A 19,501-nucleotide genomic window follows, 5' to 3' on the forward strand; every position below is an offset into this window, starting at 1 on the left:
CAAAAGTAAACTGGTATTTCGGTTTGCTGACATTTAATTAAAACGATAAATAAACTGAAGGGAAAAATATGAAACTCTTACATCCTGTTAGCCTAGCTGTGGCGATAGCGCTGGGCGGTGCCAGTTATTTGACATATCAACATGCGCAACAGACGCCATACGATCAGAAGGCTGATTATCTGGCTGCAAAAGCTGAGAAAAAAGCCAATTCACCGAAACGTTATGACAAGCCGAAAGAGGCACAAGAGTTTTATATTTCGCAGCGTTTGCCTAAAGGCGTAGAGACAATACCGACTGAAAAGTATTCACAGGCGCTTGAAGATATTAAGAATATGCGCCGTTATTCTCTGGCAGATAACAAGATTGTCTTTGATTATGTGCCGCAACTTAACTCTCCAGATGGGGTCCACCGTGAACTTGGGCAGTGGGAAGAGCTTGGCCCGGGCAACATAGGCGGCCGTACCAGAGCCTTGATCATTCACCCAACTGAGCACGATACTATGTACACCGCTGGTGTTGCTGGTGGTGTCTGGAAAACAACAGATGCCGGCAAATCATGGCAACCGCTCAGTGATTTAGCAACAAACCTGGCAGTAACAACTCTGACTTTTGCACCAAACGACCCTAACACTATCTACGCAGGTACTGGTGAAGGTTTTTTCAATGCAGATGCGTTACGCGGCGATGGTATCTTTAAGTCAACTGATGGCGGTATGACCTGGACGCAGCTGGAAGCGACTGCTGGTAATGAGCTATTCCACTACACTAATAAAATCGTATTTAGTCAGAACGATCCGTCGACACTTTATGCGGCCACCCGCGGTGGTGTTCAGCGCTCAAAAGACAATGGCACCAGTTGGGAAACCGTATTCGTAAAAGAGGAGGCGGCTGTTGGCTGTACTGATCTGACCGTAGTCGATGGTGGCGATCATGACGTACTGGTCACCGCTTGTGGTTCTTTTGATACAGGTGGTATGCACCGAAGCGCCGATGGTGGTGATACCTGGGCGGCAGTACTGGAACTTGAAACCCAAGGCCGCTCGACGATTGCAGTAGCACCGTCTGACAACAACATCATGTATGCGCTGCTGGCGAATATTGATGACCACGGTATGGAAGCGGTTTACAAGTCAGAAGACATGGGGGCTACCTGGAACGCAACTGTGACTCGAGACACGGCGGATGATTTTAGCCGATTACTACTTAGTAACACTGTTTACGGGTTATTCCCTCAGTGTGGGTATGGTCCTGAGCCTCAATTCTTCAACCAAGGCTGGTATGACAGCATTATTGCCGTTGACCCAGTAAACCCTGACGTTGTGTGGACCGGTGGTATTGATACATTCCGGTCAGATGACGGCGGCAAGACCTTCGTACCGACCAGTATCTGGTGGTTTGATATGGATCATGAGCTGTATGCTCATGCAGACCAACATACCATTGTTTTCCACCCTGCATATGATGGTGTGAACAACACGACCATGTTCGTGGGTAACGATGGTGGTATCCAAAGAACGGACAACGCGCTTGATGAGCGTCTAGATCTTCAACAAGTCTGTGGTGCATCAAATGACCCTAAAGGAAAAGTGAATTGGCAAACACTCAATAATGGGTATGCGGTAACGCAATTCTACCACGGTACAGTAATGCCTGATGGTACGGCTTATTTTGGTGGTACACAGGATAATGGTACATTGCTTGGTGAAGACGGCGGATTTAATGAGTGGCGTGAAATCACTGGTGGTGACGGTGGCTGGACAGCAGTTGATCCAACTAATCCAAATGTGTTGTTCAGTGAATATACCAACCTATCTATACAGAAATCGACTGATGGCGGTGTGACATTTGCTGATTCTTTCAATGGTATTACTGGTGATGGCTTCCCGTTTATTACACGTTTCGAAATGGCGCCATCTAACCCACAGGTTCTGTGGATAGGCGGTAACCAGCTGTGGCGTACTACTGATCAGGCTGAAAACTGGGTGGCAGGTAGCCCGGTACTGGACAGTTCGGTTTATGCAATCGGAATTGCTCCGCAAGACGAAAACATTGTAGCTGCGGGTACCCGAGAAGGTTATATCTACATTAATTATAATGCGGGTGAAGCGGATGCTTCGACACCTTGGAATAGCTTCAAAATCGGTGATGAAGGCGTTCGCGCAACGATCAGTGCGATAGCATTTGACCCGACAGATGACGAAATTGCTTACGCAACTGTATCGACTTTTGATCAGGCACATGTATGGAAGACCACTGACGGTGGTAAGAGCTGGATGCCGATTGATAAGGGCATTCCGAACGTGCCAGCAACGTCTGTGGCGGTTGACCCGAAAAATGCGAAGCGCATCATTATTGGTACCGATCTAGGTGTGTTTATTTCGATAGATGGCGGTGAAAACTGGTTTGCTGATGGTTCAGGCCTGGCAAATACCAATGTTGCTAAGGTGACATTCCATGGTAATGAAGTCTTTGCATTCACACATGGACGCAGTGCTTACAAAGTTGCATCAGCCACCGACGAGCATTATGAAATCACGCTGGATGAAGACTCTTCAGCGAGTGTTGCACCTGCATTTGCAGACAGGTTCAAAAATGCATTTGCATCGGTCGAAATTGCCGAGCTACCTGAATCAGGCGATTTGATGCTGGGAGAAGAGCTATTGGCTGTTGGCGCTGTTGTTGCGCTGGATAAGTTTGACATGGTGACCTACAAGCCAGACGCTGACTTTACTGGGGAAGATTCCTTCAAGTTCACCGGTACTGCTGAAAAAGCCGAGTCGACACAAGAGGTAACCGTTGAGCTTAACGTTGAAAGCGTCAATGACATGCCTGTTATCGCAGAGCTTGAAAACCTTGAAATCATGTTAGGCCAGGCTGTTGAAGTAGACTTTAATGGTAAGGTTTCTGATTTGGACAGTGAAGATATTACCCTGTCAATTGAGCCGCAGATCCCGGGCCTGAGATTCACAGATGGTGTGCTGAGCGGTATAGCGAGCAGCGTATTCAACGGTGATGTTAAACTACATGCAACAGATGGTGAGTATGAAGTTTCAGCAAGCTTCGCAGTCAATATCTATGACGCTTCTCCGGTTATAGAATCTAATCAGAGCTTCGAAGTAGCAGAGAATACACCAATTGGTACCGTTGTCGGTCAACTTGACTTCAGCGACCCAGATGTAGAGGTATCGCCTGTAGCTAAGTTCCACGTCTATGGTGACAGCTTCTTTAGTGTTGACGCTGAGGGCAATGTAATCGTTGCGAAAGAGTTGGACTTTGAGTTCCAGGAAGAGGTTTACTTTGGTGTTCAGGCTGAAGATACCTATGGTAACTTGTCTAACCATGCTGAAGTGCATGTCACAATCAGAGACCTGCGCGGTAACGATGATGACGATGATGATGGTGATTCAGGTTCATTCGCTTGGTTGTCACTTCTAAGTTTACCATTAGTGATGCTACGCAGAAGACGTAAGTAATCTGATAGAAGACGAATTCAAGGCGAGTCAGTGCATACCGGCTCGCCTTTTTTGTGTTATGAAGTAGCATAAAATTTGTACGTTGCGCGCAGTTTTGTCGAACTAAGGTTACTTTTTATAACAAATTGTTGATAGATTGAGCGAACGGCATACAAAGCACTGGATCTTACGGACTAGGCTGATATAACTAGCTATGGATTGAGAAACAGGAATTCGTCATGATGGACAAAACACAACAATTGGATAACAGCGTCATTGCTGAATTACAAAATAAAGACCATTCAGAGCAATTAAAGCAACTGGATAACCTGAGCTGCACGCATGGCGATATCATTGAGCTGTTAGCACAGTATCTGGCATTGAGTGAGCAAGATGATGATAGCCAGTTTGATACCTGGTACGATGCCTTATGCCCAGATCAACTGACCGTTTTAAAGGCGTTTGAAATTTTTCGGGCCCACTATGAGCAGGCCCATTAGCCAATCAATGGTTACCTGCAGAGCGCACTGGCTAGCGAATTGATAGGTCGTATTTTGCGACCAGGCACTCAATGTATTTATAACGGATAGACATGGGCTTTTCGTGCTCCATATGATGACTCAGCGAGCGGTTCAAGAGTTTCAGTGCGTTAAGCAGCTCAGCTCTGTGTTCTGTTGGAATATGGCTGGCTGTGCGCTCCTCCGTTAATGCGTCAACCAGCGCACGGCCTAAGTCAATGAATACGACCTCTTCCACGAGTCCGTTTTGGCTGATAACACCGTACTTGCTGCACAAGTATTGTTGCCAGCTTTGCTGAATGTGCTCAGGTAAATCTTCGTTAAACCGACAATCATGGCTGATCAAGCCTTGTTGTGCACATTTGCTCAATGTCTGGGTGTACTTTTGTTGGAACAATTCAAAGGCATGCGATGATTGCTCTACCTGATGTTTTAGTAGCAATTGACCCCATTGTTCCGCTCCTCGTGGGTAATACTCCGTATGCTCAACACATTCATATAGGCCAAGATAGGAGCTGCATTTTATTTGGTTTTCCAGGCTGTAACTGGCATTGGGAAAAATACACGACTCCTGCCAATGGAGCAGTTGGTCTTGCGTGATTCTGAGCGTGCTGCATAGCTCTTCGGCACTGAAGAAGTGTGTATTAAGATGTTGGGACAGACGCATAAAACAAACACTGGTTGTATGTACAGTGTTTTTATTGTGTCGGAATCAATCTGTTTAGGCAAGTTGTTTTACAAAATTTCCACTTGCCCCTCGGATCTGACATTGATTTATGTTAAAACTTAGCGCCAACAAAGAACCAAACGATATCCGTATGCGCAACATAGAAACTATAAAACAAGCCAGCTTAATTACTGCTATCAAAACACCTTATGATTTGCATGGTAATATCGACCTTGCCGGCTTCGACAGGCTTGTCGATGCTCAAATCTCGGCGGGCGTTGATGGGATCATTGTGGGTGGTACCACAGGTGAAGGCCAGTTGATGAACTGGGAAGAGCACTTGATGCTTATCGCCCACAGTGTTAACAAATTTTCAGACAGGCTGGTGATTGTCGGCAATACCGGCAGTAACAATACCCGTGAAGCGGTCAAAGCAACGGAATATGGTTTTGCATCCGGAATGGATGCCGCACTGCAGATCAATCCATATTATGGACGTACGTCAGAGGCAGGGTTGAATGAGCACTTTTCTCGTTTGCTTGAAATAGGACCTGCATTTATCTACAACGTGCCAGGGCGTACAGGTCAGGACCTGACACCTGATCTCATAGAGCCGCTTGCTCAACACGCTAATTTTGTTGGTATGAAAGAATGTGCGGGACATGAACGGATAGCCCATTACGAAGAGAAGGGCATAGCTTGCTGGTCTGGAAACGATGATCAAGCTCATGATAGCCGCCATTTACATCAATCACATGGGGTGATCTCGGTTACCTCAAATCTTGTACCGCAGTTATTCCGAACACTGATGGACAATAAGAATGATGAGTTGAACGCTCAGTTGCAGCCATTGATGAACTGGTTGTTCTGCGAACCAAACCCTATAGCGATTAACACAGCGTTAGCAATGACTGGCGCGGCATTGCCTGTATTTCGCTTGCCTTATGTGCCATTGAGCGAGGCACAACAGAAGATCGGCGCAGAGCTTATCAACAGCCTGAGTCATGAAGCAGTGGTCGGTGATACTGCGACAGTTATCAACCCTGACGATGTTAAATTATATTAACCGCTTACTATTGGTGACACTGAACCTGTAAATAGCGTATAATCTGCGGCCCTTCATTATTGGTCGCAGGTTTTTTGCTATGAATTTTAAGTCTTTCAGTTTTCCCGATGCCTTACTACAGGCGCTTGATGAATTAAATTTCCATACCCTGACACCGATACAGCAAGCTGCTATTCCAGTTGTAAGGCGTGGACACGACGTTCTGGCAACGGCGCAAACCGGAACGGGTAAAACCGCAGCGTTTGCATTGCCTGTGATACACCGTCTGCTGGAGGGAGAGTCACTAGCATCGCCAAGAGCGCTGATCCTGGCTCCAACCCGTGAGTTGGCTGAGCAAATAGCCAATAACTGCGACGCATTTTGTCAATATACCCCTTTAACCGTTCAGGCTGTCTTTGGTGGTGTGAACGTAGATGGTCAAACACAGCGCTTGTCTCAGGGCGTTGATATCCTGGTTGCGACACCGGGCCGCTTGCTCGACTTAATTCGTTTAGGTGCTGTCAGTCTTGCTCAGGTTAAATACCTGGTATTGGATGAAGCGGACCGTATGCTGGATATGGGCTTTATTGCCGATATGCAGAAGGTCATTAACATGGTTAGCGAAGACAGACAGCTGTTGTTGTTCTCCGCGACCTTCCCAACAGCCGTAAAACAATTCGCAAAGCAAGTGCTTCGAGAGCCAAAATTCGTTCAGGCAGCCAAAGAGAATACAACCGCTGAAACGGTAAGACACGTTGTTTATCCGGTTGAACAAAAACGTAAGCAGGAGTTACTTTCAGAATTAATCGGCAAGAAAAACTGGTTGCAAGTACTGGTTTTCGTCAATATGAAAGACGATGCGGATCAACTGGTCAAAGAGCTCGAATTGGATGGTATCAGTGCTACTGTATGTCACGGTGACAAGAGTCAGGGGGCTCGTCGTCGTGCATTGCGCGAATTTAAAGAAGGTAAAGTCAGGGTATTAGTGGCAACTGAGGTAGCGGCTCGTGGTATCGACATTGATGGCTTGCCACGCGTCATTAACTATGACCTACCGTATCTGGCAGAAGACTATGTACACCGTATAGGCCGTACTGGTCGTGCCGGCAATTCGGGTCAGGCAATTTCTTTTGTGGCGCGAGAGGAAGAGCAAACTCTTATCCACATTGAAACCTTGATTGAGCAAAAGATTAAACGCTACTATTTACCAGGATATGAGGTTGCCAACCGAGAAAACCTGATTGAGAATTTGGCCAAGAAGCCGTCTCATCAGCGTCGAAAAGCACGTACCAACCGTCCGAGCAACCAGGCCAGTGGCGAAGCTCGTGCTAAAAACCGTTCTAAAATTAGTAATGTACGTCAGAGATTAAAAGGCGCTCAGCTAAAATTACAAAAGTAATTCAGTGTTTGAGATCTGGCCATATGGACCAGATCTCAGCGTTCAGCGATACATGCCTAATTCTGTCCCTTCTTTCTTACATACCGCTTCAATAGCTGGGTGTCTTGATATACCTGCTAAGTAACGCCCCAGATGCTCGAACTGTAGGGGAGGTTTTGCAAGCTCGTCAGCCCAAATGCACAGCATAAATAAATAGCAGTCACAGACTGTGAATTGCTCACCGACCATATAGGTCTTATCTGCAAGGTGCCTGTCCAGTATAGTGAGCATGTCCTGAACCCGCGATTGCTGAGTCCGAATAATATCATCATACATCAGTGCACTTTGTGTATGTCGCTCCGGATAAAAATAAATCATCAACTCTGCTTGTACTGTTGTTGTGAGATACATCAGCCATTGATAAAACTCAGCTCTGTGCTGTGACTCAGAAGGTATTAGGTTCCCTTCGGGGTGTTTTTCACATAAATAGAGGCATATTGCAGCACTCTCAAACAGAACAAACTCGTCGTCTACCAGAGTAGGGATCCTTCCTGTAGGGTTGAGCCGTAAATACTGTGCCGATCTTTGAACATTTTTTTTTCTGTCGACAAGTTCAAGCTGATAAGGGACCTGGAGGGCTTCTAGAACAAAGTGGGGTGCTAAACTCGCATTGCGTGGATAGTAAAACAGTGTATACATGGTTAGCCTTAAATAGTTTATGTCGTAGGTGTAAACTCCTTTTCGGCGATTCCTATAGGACTGTAGGACAGCATCGACTATTAAACAAATAGAACCTTGCATATTCGCCAAAAAAAATGCCAGCAAGCGCTGGCATCATTTAGTTAGGGTTGATAATAAATCGGTGAATTAGGCCCGACAGGTAAGCCAAACCCAAACACCCAGATATAGAAAAGTGCTACCCAGCCGATAAAGAAACACATACTGTAAGGCAGCATGGTTGCGACCAGAGTACCAATTCCCATATCCTTTTTATATTTGGTAGCAACGGCCAGGATCAGGCCAAAATAACTCATCATAGGTGTGATCAGGTTAGTTACTGAGTCACCAATACGGTAAGCGGCCTGAATCGTTTCAGGGGCGTAGCCAACCAGCATTAGCATAGGCACAAAAATTGGCGCCGTAACTGCCCACTGAGCCGATGAAGAGCCAAGACTTAGGTTAACAACCGCACACATTAAGATAAACAATACAAAGACTTCTGGTCCTGTCAGGTTCAGTGCCTGCAGCATAGCGGCGCCGTTGATAGCCAGAATAGTGCCCAAGTTTGTCCATTTAAAGAAGGCAACAAACTGAGCGGCAAAGAATACCAGCACGATATACATGCCCATCGAACTCATGCTCTTACTCATGGCATCAATGACGTCACGATCGTTGCGCATGGTGCCAACAACGCGTCCATAGACAAATCCCGGAATAGCGAATGTCACAAAGATAAATACAACTATACCCTTAAGGAAAGGAGAGCCTGCGACCGCGCCTGTTTCCGGGTGACGCAGAATGCCATTTTCCGGGACTATGGTTAATGCTAGCAGAGCAGAAACAACCAGTAAGGCAACACCGGCCCACTTTAGACCAGACTTTTCTTTGTCAGTGAGGTGTTCAATATTGTTGCTTGAGAGATCGATACTGGCTTCATCCGGGTTATATTTACCCAGTCGAGGTTCAACAATAGCCTCTGTTACCCAGGTACCGACGATGGCAATCAGGAATACAGAAATCATCATGAAATACCAGTTTGCTTCTGGCCCAACCTGATAGCTAGGGTCGATCATCTGAGCTGCAGGGGTGGTAATACCGGCAAGCAGAGGATCTATGGTGCCCAGCAATAAGTTTGCACTGTAACCACCCGAAACACCTGCAAATGCAGCAGCCAGGCCTGCCAATGGATGGCGTCCCAGGCTATGGAATATCATCGCTGCCAATGGAATTAAAACAACATAACCGAGTTCTGAAGCGGTATTCGAAAGAATCGCAGCAAACACAACCATAAAGGTAACAAGGCGTTTCGATGCGCCCATTACCATGCCTCGCATTGCTGCAGAGAGCATACCTGAGTGTTCTGCAACACTTACACCCAGAAGTGCGACCAGAACGGTTCCAAGCGGCGCAAAGCCGGTAAAGTTAGTAACGAGTCCGGTGACAATACGCTGCAGACCTTCTGCGCTCATCAGGCTTACTACCTCAATCACACCGTCTGGTGCGCGACCTTTTGCTCCTTCTGGGCGAGGATCTATGGCACTGAGGCCCATCCAGTCGGCAATGCCACTGAAAACGACAATGGCGACACAGAACATCGCAAACAGAGTGATGGGGTGGGGCAGCATATTGCCCAGAAACTCAACCGTTGCTAAAAAGCGGTTAAACAGGCCGCCTTGCTTTTGGTTGGATTGATCAGCTGACGTCTCTACAGCATTCGACATAGCAAATTTCTCGGTTATAAAAAATGCCGTTACTCTACCACCAATCACTCGCTAGGTTTATAGCAAAGCGTTAATTTTGAAAGATTCTGAGACAAAATGAGTAAAATACTCAGCTGTACCTAACAATAAAGGTCAATCTTTGGCCTCGTTAGCCATTTGGTATATAAAGTTGAGCTTATTGATGAAGTCCTCTTTATTCTTTTCGTGCTGGTAATCCATATGATAAGTATTGTGAAAACCAAACCTGAGTAACAAAGCACTGCCTTCAAGGTAAATGGTATATCCATCGGGATCTGAGTAGGCACGGATCCCTTCAAACAGCTTACCGTTTTCGTCTGTTTCACCATGTTGCTGAATGTATTCATATACGGCGAGTATTTGACGACTATCTATTTCATTTTTCATATCATACTCCTGTCATAGCAAGGGGTTTGCAACTTCCTTCGACCAGGGCAGTGCAGCCAACCTAACTGAATTCAACTGGCCCTGGTTCCACTGTAACCTAAGCTGTGGCAGGATCAATGTCTCTGACCGCATTTTAGGAGTTGTTTTGCAGTTACATTTTTTGGGGACTTCATCAGGAAGCCCGAGTCTGAGCAGAAACATGTCAGCAACCGGTGTCAGTTTCGACAAAAGCAAATCCTGGTTGCTGGTGGACTGCGCAGAAGCAACTCAGCACCAGCTTCTCAAGTCCGACTTATCCCCTTATCACTTAAGTGTGATTTGTATCAGCCACTTGCATGGTGATCATTGTTATGGCTTGCCCGGCTTATTGGCGTCTATGGCCATGTCGGGCAGACAAGCTCCCGTTCATCTTATTGCCCCTCAGGCGGTCATCCAGTTTGTTATGTCAACACTGACCGTAACTCAAGTGGCTTTACCTTTTAATCTGTATACGATGCCAATTGAGCAAAATGATCAGTTAGTGTGTTTTGAGTTTTGTAAGGTTGAAATTATCAAGCTGAAACATAGAGTTCCAAGCTACGGGTTTAAAATCACAGAAACCGATATCCCTCGTAAATTGAGAGTGTCCCAACTTGCGAATGACGGTGTTGAGAGCGGCCCACACTACAACTTGCTGCAAAAGGGCCTGGATGTCGATTTTGCAGGGCGACGACTGCGTGCTGACACTTATGCCTTTCCAAGCTGGCGGCCGCGGGTGGCTATCATTTGTGGCGATAACGAAAAGCCAGCATTGCTGTCTCCTTATTGTGCTGATGTTGACATGCTGGTTCATGAGGCAACATTTACCCATTCTGATCTTATGAGGGTTGGCACACATACAGGGCATAGCGATGCGAAACGGGTTGCGCAGTTTGCACAGCAGCAAAACGTCAGGGCACTAACTCTGACTCATTTTAGTGTCAGATATCATGGTGAAGGCATGCTGGATGCACTTGAGCAGGAAGCCAGAGCCTATTTTCAGGGTACATTGCATCTGGCTTACGACTCTTTGGTGGTGTCTATCCCTAAAAGACTACTTTCTGAGTGAACAGAATAGACCCCAGTCCTGTTCAACCTGACTTGCATATTGGTTTGCTGACGCGATTAGCTCGGTTTTATACTCAGGTATGATGTCACAGACAACTTGCTGGAACATCAATGAGCGACGGTCGCCACGCATATGTGCATAGGCCAGGGCTGTGGCACAGGCTTCTGTATACTGACTCAAGCCATTGCGCTCGGCGGCACGTTTGCCTAACACAATGTGCTCCGGATCAATGCCAACGCGGGCATGATGGCGGGAACGTACTAGCCAATGGACTCCTTGCCATAACGCATCATCCAGAACCAGATCGGGCCTGCGCTGCATCTGACGCTGGCAATTGACCGTTAGATGAGCATGATTGAGCCGGTTTGTTGGGCTCAGGTCGGCGTTGTAATGTAAGGGGGCGGCGAGTCTTTGCTGCTTGACTTCGACTATGTGGTATAGCTCGGCTGAAGAGCAACATTTTGGACCTACCAGTAAGTAATAACGTTTGAGATTATTCGACCCCGTGCCAGCATCAATGCGCTCAACGCAATCGACTATCTCGTCGTCAACATATGGGCGGAAATATTCGACCAAGGTATTGTACAGATCTTCATGAAGGCGAGAGAATTTCTCACCATTGTCCTTAAACCTAAGAGGGGTAGTGTTGAGGTCTACTTCTTTGGCCAGGCTACTTTTTAGGTTAAATGCCACACCCCCGACCAAACGCTGCAACCCCTTTTGCCAACGCTTGTGTAATATATGCTCCTGGCTGAACTCGGTGAGGGCACTTTGATTATTGTTTTCTCCCCGCAATGAGGCTTGGCAGGTAGCCACATAGCTGTCAATGAAAGTCTGTTGGGCCTGATTAACTTGTGTTGAGTCCGCCAGCGGCTTTTGCCTAAGCTTCAAATCATCGCTGGTGCTCTGAAGCAAGGCACCCTCTTGCTGGGCAAGCGGTATGCTGACCAAAAAGCGCAGCAGATCCCAAACTGCATGACCAATACAGGCATCATCAAAATCGTTGGGCGAAAAAACCAATGTCTCACCATGAGAGCCTTCCTCACTCAAAAAGCCAAAATTACTGGCATGGCAATCTCCCTGAACATAAGTCAGGGGTAACTCAAACAGCGGCTGTGGTAATGTAATGATGCCATTGGCAATGTCCCTGTACATTAAAGGCGCGCTACCACGGAAAAAACGAAATGCGCTCGATGCCATTTTGCTGTGTTTAGGCAAAGTCATGCTTGGGTGTGTACCATCATGGTGGTCAAAATATTGACCAAGTACATCTGCTCTTTCCATTAGTCCTTCCTCTTATGTTTGATACCTAAGTGCTCTTTTGCCAGTTTAACCACATTTGGGTCAACCGGAGGCGGTGTAATATCGATACCCTCACTGAGCGTTTTGACCAGCGTTTTTAGTACTTCTACCCGGGTGTACCACTTGTGCTCTGCCAGTATCAGGTGCCAGGGAGCTTGTTCGGTATCGGTTAGAGTAAACATGTCATCTATAGCTTGCTCATACTCTTTGCGTTTATTACGGTTTCGAATATCTTCTTCTGTCAATTTCCAGCGTTTGTAGGGGTTGTTTAGCCGCTCTTCGAAGCGTTTTAGCTGCTCTTCTGCGCTGATATGTAGGAATAGTTTCACCACTTTGACGTTGTCGTCATGGAGCAGGCGTTCAAATTCATTGATTTCCTGGTAAGCACGCTGCCACTGCGTTTGTGTCGCAAACCCTTCAACACGTTCTACCAGCACTCGGCCGAAATAGGAGCGGTCAAAAATAGTCAGCGTTCCGGCTTTGGGCAACTTGTTATAGAAACGATAAAGATAGTGTCTGCCTTGCTCTTCTTCTTTTGGTGCACTGATGGGAAAAACCTGATAACCCCGAGGGTCCAGGCGTTCAGTTATACGGCGGATGGCGCCGCCTTTACCGGCGGCATCCCATCCTTCAAAGATAATCAGCGCCCTGCGGCCCTGGTGGTAATACGCTTGTTGCACATGTAGCAGCTCATTCTGCCAGTATTTGAGTGCCTGACGATAGGCTTTTTTGTCATCCAGCGCAGGATGTTCCAACGGTGCCTTAACCGTGATTTTGCGATTCAATAGTACACTTAACTTTGGTTCAATATTCACAGCTGCACCTCGTTGGCAGTTTATACTGTCATGACCGCGACACGTTGTCAGCTACACAGCTTCTACGCTAGCCCACATAAATGACAGTTTCGTTAAGGTCATTATCCGACAACAGAAAACTTAACCTGTAATCTGCCCTGAAACAACCGGTGTGTAGCCACATACTGACATAGTTTTTGCTTTGGAGTATTGATCTGGCAAGGGAATTAGATTTGACTGACAATAAAAAAGCAGCCGATTGGCTGCTTTGACAAGTTACTGTGATATACGCTTAACGCGCGTTAGTACTTTCGAAAATCTTGTCGGCTGATGCGGCAACAAATCCCGTGTAGATCTCGCCATCTGGCTTGTTGTAGCGCAGTGCGAACTCGTAGAAACAGCTTGGAATGCTGAATTCACCATCGCTGAAAGCAAGGGTATGGTGATCTGCCAGAGTCGATGACTGCTCAAGCAAGACCTCAGGCGAGCCCTTAATTTCACCACCCGATGCGTTGAGTTCGAATCCAGCATCTTTCAGCGCTTGGTTTACGGACTCGATAGTCTCGAAGTTGCCCAGGTGGTTAATACTGACTGTAAAGTGGTTAGCACGGTAGCCCCAGGCTGCCATCCAGGCTGCGTACTCAGACTCGGCCAGGAGTTGTTTGTAAGTTTCATGGCTGACCTGCCAGTGGGTACCTGAGTACAGGAAGTTGTCTGCAGTGACGGCGTTTTCATCGATTTGCTCAACAAGCTCATTCACAATGGCTTGAAGCGCTTCAGAGCACTTCTCAACCAACAGCTCAGAGATGAATACTTTTGGTTTAGTCGGGTCGCTGTGTTCGAAATGTTTAGCGTACAGTTTTTTAGCTTCGAAGTGGTATTCACCGCACTCTGTATAGCCTACTGCTTTGAAATGAGCAGCCAGTTTTTCCAGACCAATTTTCTCATGGTTGAAGGTACGCAGTGCAATATGATCGTTGATCACGTCATCTTGCTGTGTAGAACCAAGTAGTTCGTGAACCTTAACAGCAGAAGGAGTAACTTCTAGGTAGTTATTCCATAGTTTTTCAAATAAGCTATCTACATTGTTGTGCATAATGACAATCCTTAAAATGGCGGCCCAGCCGCGTTAAATGTTACGACTAAGCACGACGCAAACGTTTAATTCGGTTGTTACATCAGGCGATGGCATTGGGTTGTCAAATAACCTGATGTACAAATGTGTTTCAGAGTATAAACCCGCTGATTTCATCGCCCTCACAGACTTGAAGTGCTGCTGCAATGTCTGCACTTATTTTGAACGTGCTGGAGTTCCCACACCACCCAACTTGAGTAGCAAAAGTAGCCCTAAAGTCGGCTAAACGACAATTAGAAACAGACCAGGTTTCGCTTCCCGTTGCGTTAAGTTCAGCTGAGCTGACGATGCGTGCGCTACCGCGTTTAGTTTCACGCACTGTTTTAATGTTGTGCAGCCTGGACTCGACAGTTGGACCTGCATCGAATAAATCAACATAGCCACGGTGTTCGAACCCCTCTTTTTGTAGGAGTCGCAGGGCTGGCTTGGTTTTTTCGTGCACCTGACCTATCACTGCCTGTGCCTTCTTGCTCAGTAAGTTTGCATAGATTGGGTACTTAGGCATAAGCTCGCTGATAAATACTTTATCGCCGAGCCCAACCAGATGGTCCGCCTGAGGAAATTCAATGCTGAAAAAGTGCTCCTGCAACCACTGCCAAAAGGGTGAATGCCCGTCTTCATCGCTGACGCCGCGCATTTCGGCAATCACGGTATCGCTAAAGCGTTCGGCGTGCAGAGCCATAAAGTTAAAGCGCGTACGTGACAAAAACCGACCAGCCAGACCCTGACGAAATGGCTCTCTCAGGAACAGGGTACAGATCTCTGACGCACCCGTGTAGTCATTACACATAGTCAGGATATCGACTGTGTTGTAAACATTCAGGGTGCGCGAATGGTGAACGGTTTTGCCTAGGTGATAGTGATACAGTGGGGTTTGCATGCCAACCGCAGCTTCAATTGCAGTGGTGCCTAAGATTTCACCACTGTTGCTGTCTTCCAGTACAAACAAATAGCCTTCGTCGGTACGCAAGCCGACAGTTTTTCCAAAGCTGTTTTCTGAGCGCGCAATTTTACTGCTTAGTAAGTCATCATCAACAGGCAGGGACGTGAATCCGTGGCCAGACTCGATGGCGATGGTTTTTAAAGCCGCAAAATCTTTTTCTGAAATTGGTCTGAGTACTTGCATAGTTTAAACAGGGCGCTTTCGCGCCCCTCACCATTAACCGTTCACAACATCCGCGACTGCCAGCTCAAAGCGAGCCAGACCAGCCTGGATATCTTCGTCCGGAATAACCAGTGATGGTGTGAATCGAACCACATTCATACCTGCTACCAGTGCCATCAAACCATGCTTGCCGCTGGCAACCAGGAAGTCACGGGCGCGACCGTTAAACTTGTCGTTCAGAACTGCTCCAAGCAGTAGCCCTTTACCACGTACTTCGCTAAATACATTGTACTTTTCGTTGATTGCAGCCAGACCGTCACGGAATAGTTGCTCTTTACGTTTTACGTCTGCCAGTAATTGCTCATCATTAACAGTGTCGAATGCTGCTTCAGCTACCGCACAGGCTAGTGGGTTACCACCGTAAGTCGAACCATGAGTACCGATTTTCAGGTGTTTAGCAATGTCTTTAGTTGTTAGCATTGCACCAATTGGGAAACCACCACCCAGTGCTTTAGCCGTAGTAAGGATATCAGGTGTTACGTTCAGACCCTGGTATGCATATAGATCACCGGTACGACCAACACCCGTCTGAACTTCGTCAAAAATCAGCAATGCGTTATGTTTATCACACAATTCGCGTACGCCCTGAATGAATTCTTTGGTAGGTGGAATAATACCGCCTTCACCCTGAAGTGGTTCCATCATGACTGCACAGGTTTTGTCCGAGATCAGCTTGGCAAAGGTCTCGAGGTCATTGTAATCAACGTGGGTCACATCTTGTGGCTTAGGTCCAAAGCCATCTGAATATGCAGCCTGACCACCTACGGTAACCGTGAAAAATGTACGACCGTGGAAGCCTTTGTTGAATGCGATGATTTGAGTTTTTTCTTCTGAATAGTTATCAATTGCCCAGCGGCGTGCAAGTTTCAGTGCTGCTTCATTGGCTTCTGCGCCTGAGTTGGCAAAATAGACTTGCTCACCAAAAGTGGCGTCTGTTAGTTTTTTCGCCAAGCGAAGAGCTGGTTCATTGGTCATCACATTAGACAGGTGCCAGATTTTCTCACCTTGTTCTTTCAGCGCGTTAACCAAAGCAGGGTGACAATGGCCAAGACAGTTTACGGCGATACCACCTGCGAAGTCGATATACTCGTCGCCTTTTTGATCCCAAACACGTGAACCTTTCCCTTTTACTGGGATCACTTCAGATGGATTGTAGTTTGGTACCATTACTTCGTTAAACAACTCGCGATTCACTTGCATGATGACTTCCTCTTAATAAATCTTTACTTCTTAGGGCTGAATTAGGCGCTCATCTGCAACAGACGAATTCGCTTTCCCCGCTTTTTTGTCATTATTACGCGTTGTGTTGTCAATTTGCAGTGCAAAAATAAATAAAATGATTAAAATAGCGGTCAAAATGACGATTGAATTTTTCACAATGATCCATTCACAAGACGAACGTTTACTTTCTGAACTGAGGAAAAATGCCCGTGCCAGTATCTCTGAGCTGGCAAGAACGCTTGATATGTCCAGAACAACGGTCCAAAGTCGTTTACAAAAATTGGAACAAAATGGGGTGATCCAGGGCTACAGTGTTGAGCTGGGCAGACAATATCAGGCGTCTCAGGTTGCTGCCCATGTGTCTATTAAGGTCAGACAAAAACTGACCGCACAAACCAACAATGCACTCAAGCAGATCAATAACATCTCGGCTTTGTACGCCATCAGCGGCGAATACGATATGATTGCAGAGGTGGAAGCACAAAGTCTTGAACAGCTGAGTCAGCTGCTCGACGACATAGGGAATCTGGAAGGGGTTGAACGTACGACTTCTTCGGTGATTCTGGAAACCAAGTTTAAGCGCTAGAGAGCTCGTGTTGGCTTAACTGGATTCAGGCAGCCACACACTGGTTCCCGTAGAAGCAATGTGATTCATGTTACTTTTAAGCACTTTGTTACCCACCCGGCTCGAGGTTTCGGGGCGCGAGACCAGGTAGCCCTGAACACAGCGTATGCCCATTTGTTTGACCAGTTCAAACTGGTCAACCTGCTCGACCCCTTCGGCAACAATTTTAAGGTCCAGCTGTGCACCAAGCTCGCTGATTGAATTGAGTATCTTGTAATACTTAGGATTGTCCTTGGCCTGAGAAATAAATAGCTTGTCAATTTTAATCACATCAATTGGTAAGTCTGCCAAAGTGCTCAGTGAGCTAAACCCAGTGCCGAAGTCATCAATAGCAATGGTCACGCCCGCTGCACGACAGCGCTCCAGCTGAGCAATGATTTCATTGCTTGCGGTGATAAGCGTTGACTCTGTAATTTCCAGCATTAAAGAGGTGGGAGGCAGGCCTGTCTTTTCTAAAGCAGCCATCACCCAATCAAAAATAGCACGGTGTTTGAGCTGGATCCCAGAGACATTGACCGAGATACGTACTCGTTTCATTCCCGCATTGTGCCAGGCTGACATCTGGCGACAAGATTCCAGTAAAATCCAGTCACCAAGGTCCAATATAAGATTCGACTCTTCGGCAATAGGAATAAATTCAGAAGGAGGAATAAGCCCTTCAATCGGATGATGCCAACGAGCCAAAGCTTCAAAGTAATCAATTGAGCAGTCTTCCACATGGACTATGGGTTGAAACGACAGGTGGAAGTTCTGTGATGCAATGGCCAGTCGTAACTCTTCCAGCAAATAATGATAGCGTCTGATTTTGTTACCCATTTCCGGCGAATAAACTCGGAAGATACCCCGGCCATCCGTTTTTGCGCGATACATAGCTACATCAGACATCTGCAGCAAAGCATTTGGGGTCGCTGCACTGTCTGGGTACACCGCAATACCGATACTTGCGCTGATTTTTACCAGTTTGTTGCCCAGAACAAAATCACGCTCAATTTCGCCCAGTATGGTCTGCGCCACTTCAGTGCAAAACCCTGTATCTTTCAAGTCAGGTATAAATATGGAAAACTCATCGCCGCCAAGTCTCGACAGGTTTTGGTCAAGTCCGTGTACGGCATGCAGTGCCTGCAACTGATACTGGCGTACTACCTGGCATAAACGCTCGGCAACCTGAATTAATATTTCATCACCAAAGCTGTGACCGAAAGAATCGTTCACCTGCTTAAATCCGTCCAGGTCGATAAATAATAAGCCACACTTACTTTGCTGTTGCTCAGCCATCGCCAACTCATTGCTGATGTGCTCAATGTAAGCGTGGCGGTCTATCAGTTTGGTCAGTTTATCCTGGAAGACATGGCTGTCGGTCTTAATTTTTATACGTTGGATATTGCTCGCTATGGTATGAACGGCATGGCTTATCTGGGCCACTGACCCTCCAATTGGTAGGGCTTTGTAATCTATCTCAAGGTTACCAATGATGTCTTGCAGGTCACGGTCGATATCTGATAGCGCTTTGGTTCGCGTGTGCTGCTGTCTTAATTCGCGCAATCTGGTCAAAGTGAGTAGCAGCATCACCATAATCAATAACAATAAAACGGGCGAAGAGAGCACACGCGTTAAAACATGCTTGACAGTCACCGAAGCCGTACCCATTTTATCTTGTTTAATCAAGACATGTGTTTGGTTGTTTACATCTAAAAACCGTTGATCGGGGAATAGAAACCCATACCAAGGCGCGCGCTCAATCTGCGCGCTTAATGGCTGTTTGTGCACCGTCACAGTGGTGCGACCAGTTTGTACGTCAACCACATGCTTTGTAAACAGTAGGCTAATGACGATGCCAATCACAACAAAACAGACAATACAGGTTGCTATATTTTTAAAAACACTTTGCATGATTGAGCGTATCCACCTACCTAATGAAATTCGTCCCTGCCAGGAGCAGTAAGTATACTATAAATAAGCCCTAAGTATGACATGTTTTACACCTAATTCAGGGTGATCTTAATCGCAGCTCAGTGCCTCAGTGTATTCTAATTTATTAATACTGCGGTGATGTGTTTGAGATCAAGTATCAATTAAATTCACTTTACACGAGAATAGTTCTCACCTAACTTTTTAACAAGTTTTGGCGCGTTTATTGCCCGTATACTAATATACAGGCAGTTGTGCCAGCTTTCTAAGTGAAAATCACCACATTTGTGCAAGACTGGACTGTCATTGTACTGTAATGAAGCGTACACACTGTATGTAGACAATGAGCAATTATGCT

The 19,501-nt window shown here is 46.5% G+C and carries 16 protein-coding genes; 6 read left to right on the top strand and 10 right to left on the bottom strand.

The window, feature by feature from the left end; translation table 11 throughout:
• The first annotated feature begins 68 nt into the window (after nucleotides 1–68).
• Nucleotides 69–3,473 (top strand): rhombosortase-dependent cadherin domain-containing protein, encoded by a 3,405-nt coding sequence (locus tag CWB99_RS00470; RefSeq protein WP_138552033.1) that lies wholly within the window; start codon nucleotides 69–71, stop codon nucleotides 3,471–3,473.
• A gap of 221 nt (nucleotides 3,474–3,694) precedes the next feature.
• Nucleotides 3,695–3,952, top strand: a complete 258-nt coding sequence (locus CWB99_RS00475) for a hypothetical protein (protein WP_138552032.1) — start codon at nucleotides 3,695–3,697, stop codon at nucleotides 3,950–3,952.
• A 31-nt stretch (nucleotides 3,953–3,983) separates the two neighbouring features.
• Here CWB99_RS00475 and CWB99_RS00480 read toward each other — a convergent pair whose 3' ends face one another.
• On the bottom strand, nucleotides 3,984–4,637 hold the full coding sequence (locus tag CWB99_RS00480) for a DUF6058 family natural product biosynthesis protein (RefSeq protein ID WP_138551941.1): 654 nt from the start codon (nucleotides 4,635–4,637) through the stop codon (nucleotides 3,984–3,986).
• Nucleotides 4,638–4,788: 151 nt separating this feature from the next.
• On the opposite strand from CWB99_RS00480, the gene dapA reads away from it, so the two are divergent.
• Together dapA and CWB99_RS00490 are read left to right on the top strand one after the other, a co-directional pair.
• Entirely contained in the window at nucleotides 4,789–5,703 is a 915-nt protein-coding gene (dapA, locus tag CWB99_RS00485) for a 4-hydroxy-tetrahydrodipicolinate synthase (RefSeq protein WP_138552031.1), read from the top strand.
• A gap of 79 nt (nucleotides 5,704–5,782) precedes the next feature.
• Nucleotides 5,783–7,081 carry a DEAD/DEAH box helicase gene (locus CWB99_RS00490; RefSeq protein WP_138551940.1) on the top strand — a complete coding sequence of 433 codons (1,299 nt, stop codon included), beginning with the start codon at nucleotides 5,783–5,785 and terminating at the stop codon, nucleotides 7,079–7,081.
• A gap of 42 nt (nucleotides 7,082–7,123) precedes the next feature.
• On the opposite strand, the gene CWB99_RS00495 is transcribed toward CWB99_RS00490, so the two are convergent.
• From CWB99_RS00495 to CWB99_RS00505, 3 genes are all read right to left on the bottom strand, one after another.
• Nucleotides 7,124–7,759: a glutathione S-transferase family protein gene (locus CWB99_RS00495; RefSeq protein ID WP_138551939.1), complete on the bottom strand. Its 636-nt coding sequence runs from the start codon at nucleotides 7,757–7,759 to the stop codon at nucleotides 7,124–7,126.
• A gap of 143 nt (nucleotides 7,760–7,902) precedes the next feature.
• Nucleotides 7,903–9,501, bottom strand: coding sequence for an AbgT family transporter (locus CWB99_RS00500; protein WP_138543361.1), 1,599 nt, complete (start codon nucleotides 9,499–9,501; stop codon nucleotides 7,903–7,905).
• 132 nt (nucleotides 9,502–9,633) lie between these two features.
• On the bottom strand, nucleotides 9,634–9,906 hold the full coding sequence (locus CWB99_RS00505) for a DUF3081 domain-containing protein (protein WP_138551938.1): 273 nt from the start codon (nucleotides 9,904–9,906) through the stop codon (nucleotides 9,634–9,636).
• Nucleotides 9,907–10,051: 145 nt separating this feature from the next.
• Between CWB99_RS00505 and CWB99_RS00510 the strand changes: the two genes are divergently transcribed.
• Nucleotides 10,052–10,993, top strand: a complete 942-nt coding sequence (locus CWB99_RS00510; protein WP_212748492.1) for a ribonuclease Z — start codon at nucleotides 10,052–10,054, stop codon at nucleotides 10,991–10,993.
• Here CWB99_RS00510 and CWB99_RS00515 read toward each other — a convergent pair.
• The 5 genes from CWB99_RS00515 to CWB99_RS00535 all read right to left on the bottom strand — a co-directional run bounded on the left by CWB99_RS00515 (nucleotide 10,979) and on the right by CWB99_RS00535 (nucleotide 16,589).
• Nucleotides 10,979–12,277, bottom strand: coding sequence for a DUF2252 family protein (locus CWB99_RS00515; protein WP_138551937.1), 1,299 nt, complete (start codon nucleotides 12,275–12,277; stop codon nucleotides 10,979–10,981). The genes CWB99_RS00510 and CWB99_RS00515 overlap by 15 nt on opposite strands.
• Nucleotides 12,277–13,110, bottom strand: a complete 834-nt coding sequence (locus tag CWB99_RS00520; protein ID WP_138551936.1) for a polyphosphate kinase 2 family protein — start codon at nucleotides 13,108–13,110, stop codon at nucleotides 12,277–12,279. The genes CWB99_RS00515 and CWB99_RS00520 overlap by 1 nt, the downstream gene beginning before the upstream one ends.
• A gap of 271 nt (nucleotides 13,111–13,381) precedes the next feature.
• Complete coding sequence (locus CWB99_RS00525; protein WP_138551935.1) at nucleotides 13,382–14,185, bottom strand: DUF1338 domain-containing protein; 804 nt, start codon at nucleotides 14,183–14,185, stop codon at nucleotides 13,382–13,384.
• A gap of 130 nt (nucleotides 14,186–14,315) precedes the next feature.
• Nucleotides 14,316–15,350 (bottom strand): arginine N-succinyltransferase, encoded by a 1,035-nt coding sequence (gene astA / locus CWB99_RS00530; protein ID WP_138551934.1) that lies wholly within the window; start codon nucleotides 15,348–15,350, stop codon nucleotides 14,316–14,318.
• 33 nt (nucleotides 15,351–15,383) lie between these two features.
• A complete protein-coding gene (locus tag CWB99_RS00535; RefSeq protein WP_138551933.1) occupies nucleotides 15,384–16,589 on the bottom strand; it encodes an aspartate aminotransferase family protein in 1,206 nt (401 codons plus the stop codon).
• Nucleotides 16,590–16,767: 178 nt separating this feature from the next.
• On the opposite strand from CWB99_RS00535, the gene CWB99_RS00540 reads away from it, so the two are divergent.
• On the top strand, nucleotides 16,768–17,196 hold the full coding sequence (locus CWB99_RS00540) for an Lrp/AsnC family transcriptional regulator (RefSeq protein ID WP_138552029.1): 429 nt from the start codon (nucleotides 16,768–16,770) through the stop codon (nucleotides 17,194–17,196).
• 15 nt (nucleotides 17,197–17,211) lie between these two features.
• Here the strand turns inward: CWB99_RS00540 and CWB99_RS00545 are convergent, their stop codons facing one another.
• Entirely contained in the window at nucleotides 17,212–19,125 is a 1,914-nt protein-coding gene (locus tag CWB99_RS00545) for a putative bifunctional diguanylate cyclase/phosphodiesterase (protein ID WP_138551932.1), read from the bottom strand.
• Nucleotides 19,126–19,501 lie beyond the last annotated feature (376 nt).

This window comes from Pseudoalteromonas rubra, from assembly GCF_005887095.1.
Classification (GTDB): domain Bacteria; phylum Pseudomonadota; class Gammaproteobacteria; order Enterobacterales; family Alteromonadaceae; genus Pseudoalteromonas; species Pseudoalteromonas rubra_E.

Coding starts and splice junctions, on each gene's coding strand:
- CWB99_RS00470 (WP_138552033.1), top strand. CDS start 69: ATGAAACTCTTACATCCTGTTAGCCTAGCTGTGGCGATAGCGCTGGGC.
- CWB99_RS00475 (WP_138552032.1), top strand. CDS start 3,695: ATGGACAAAACACAACAATTGGATAACAGCGTCATTGCTGAATTACAA.
- CWB99_RS00480 (WP_138551941.1), bottom strand. CDS start 4,637: ATGCGTCTGTCCCAACATCTTAATACACACTTCTTCAGTGCCGAAGAG.
- dapA (WP_138552031.1), top strand. CDS start 4,789: ATGCGCAACATAGAAACTATAAAACAAGCCAGCTTAATTACTGCTATC.
- CWB99_RS00490 (WP_138551940.1), top strand. CDS start 5,783: ATGAATTTTAAGTCTTTCAGTTTTCCCGATGCCTTACTACAGGCGCTT.
- CWB99_RS00495 (WP_138551939.1), bottom strand. CDS start 7,759: ATGTATACACTGTTTTACTATCCACGCAATGCGAGTTTAGCACCCCAC.
- CWB99_RS00500 (WP_138543361.1), bottom strand. CDS start 9,501: ATGTCGAATGCTGTAGAGACGTCAGCTGATCAATCCAACCAAAAGCAA.
- CWB99_RS00505 (WP_138551938.1), bottom strand. CDS start 9,906: ATGAAAAATGAAATAGATAGTCGTCAAATACTCGCCGTATATGAATAC.
- CWB99_RS00515 (WP_138551937.1), bottom strand. CDS start 12,277: ATGGAAAGAGCAGATGTACTTGGTCAATATTTTGACCACCATGATGGT.
- CWB99_RS00525 (WP_138551935.1), bottom strand. CDS start 14,185: ATGCACAACAATGTAGATAGCTTATTTGAAAAACTATGGAATAACTAC.
- astA (WP_138551934.1), bottom strand. CDS start 15,350: ATGCAAGTACTCAGACCAATTTCAGAAAAAGATTTTGCGGCTTTAAAA.
- CWB99_RS00535 (WP_138551933.1), bottom strand. CDS start 16,589: ATGCAAGTGAATCGCGAGTTGTTTAACGAAGTAATGGTACCAAACTAC.
- CWB99_RS00540 (WP_138552029.1), top strand. CDS start 16,768: ATGATCCATTCACAAGACGAACGTTTACTTTCTGAACTGAGGAAAAAT.
- CWB99_RS00545 (WP_138551932.1), bottom strand. CDS start 19,125: ATGCAAAGTGTTTTTAAAAATATAGCAACCTGTATTGTCTGTTTTGTT.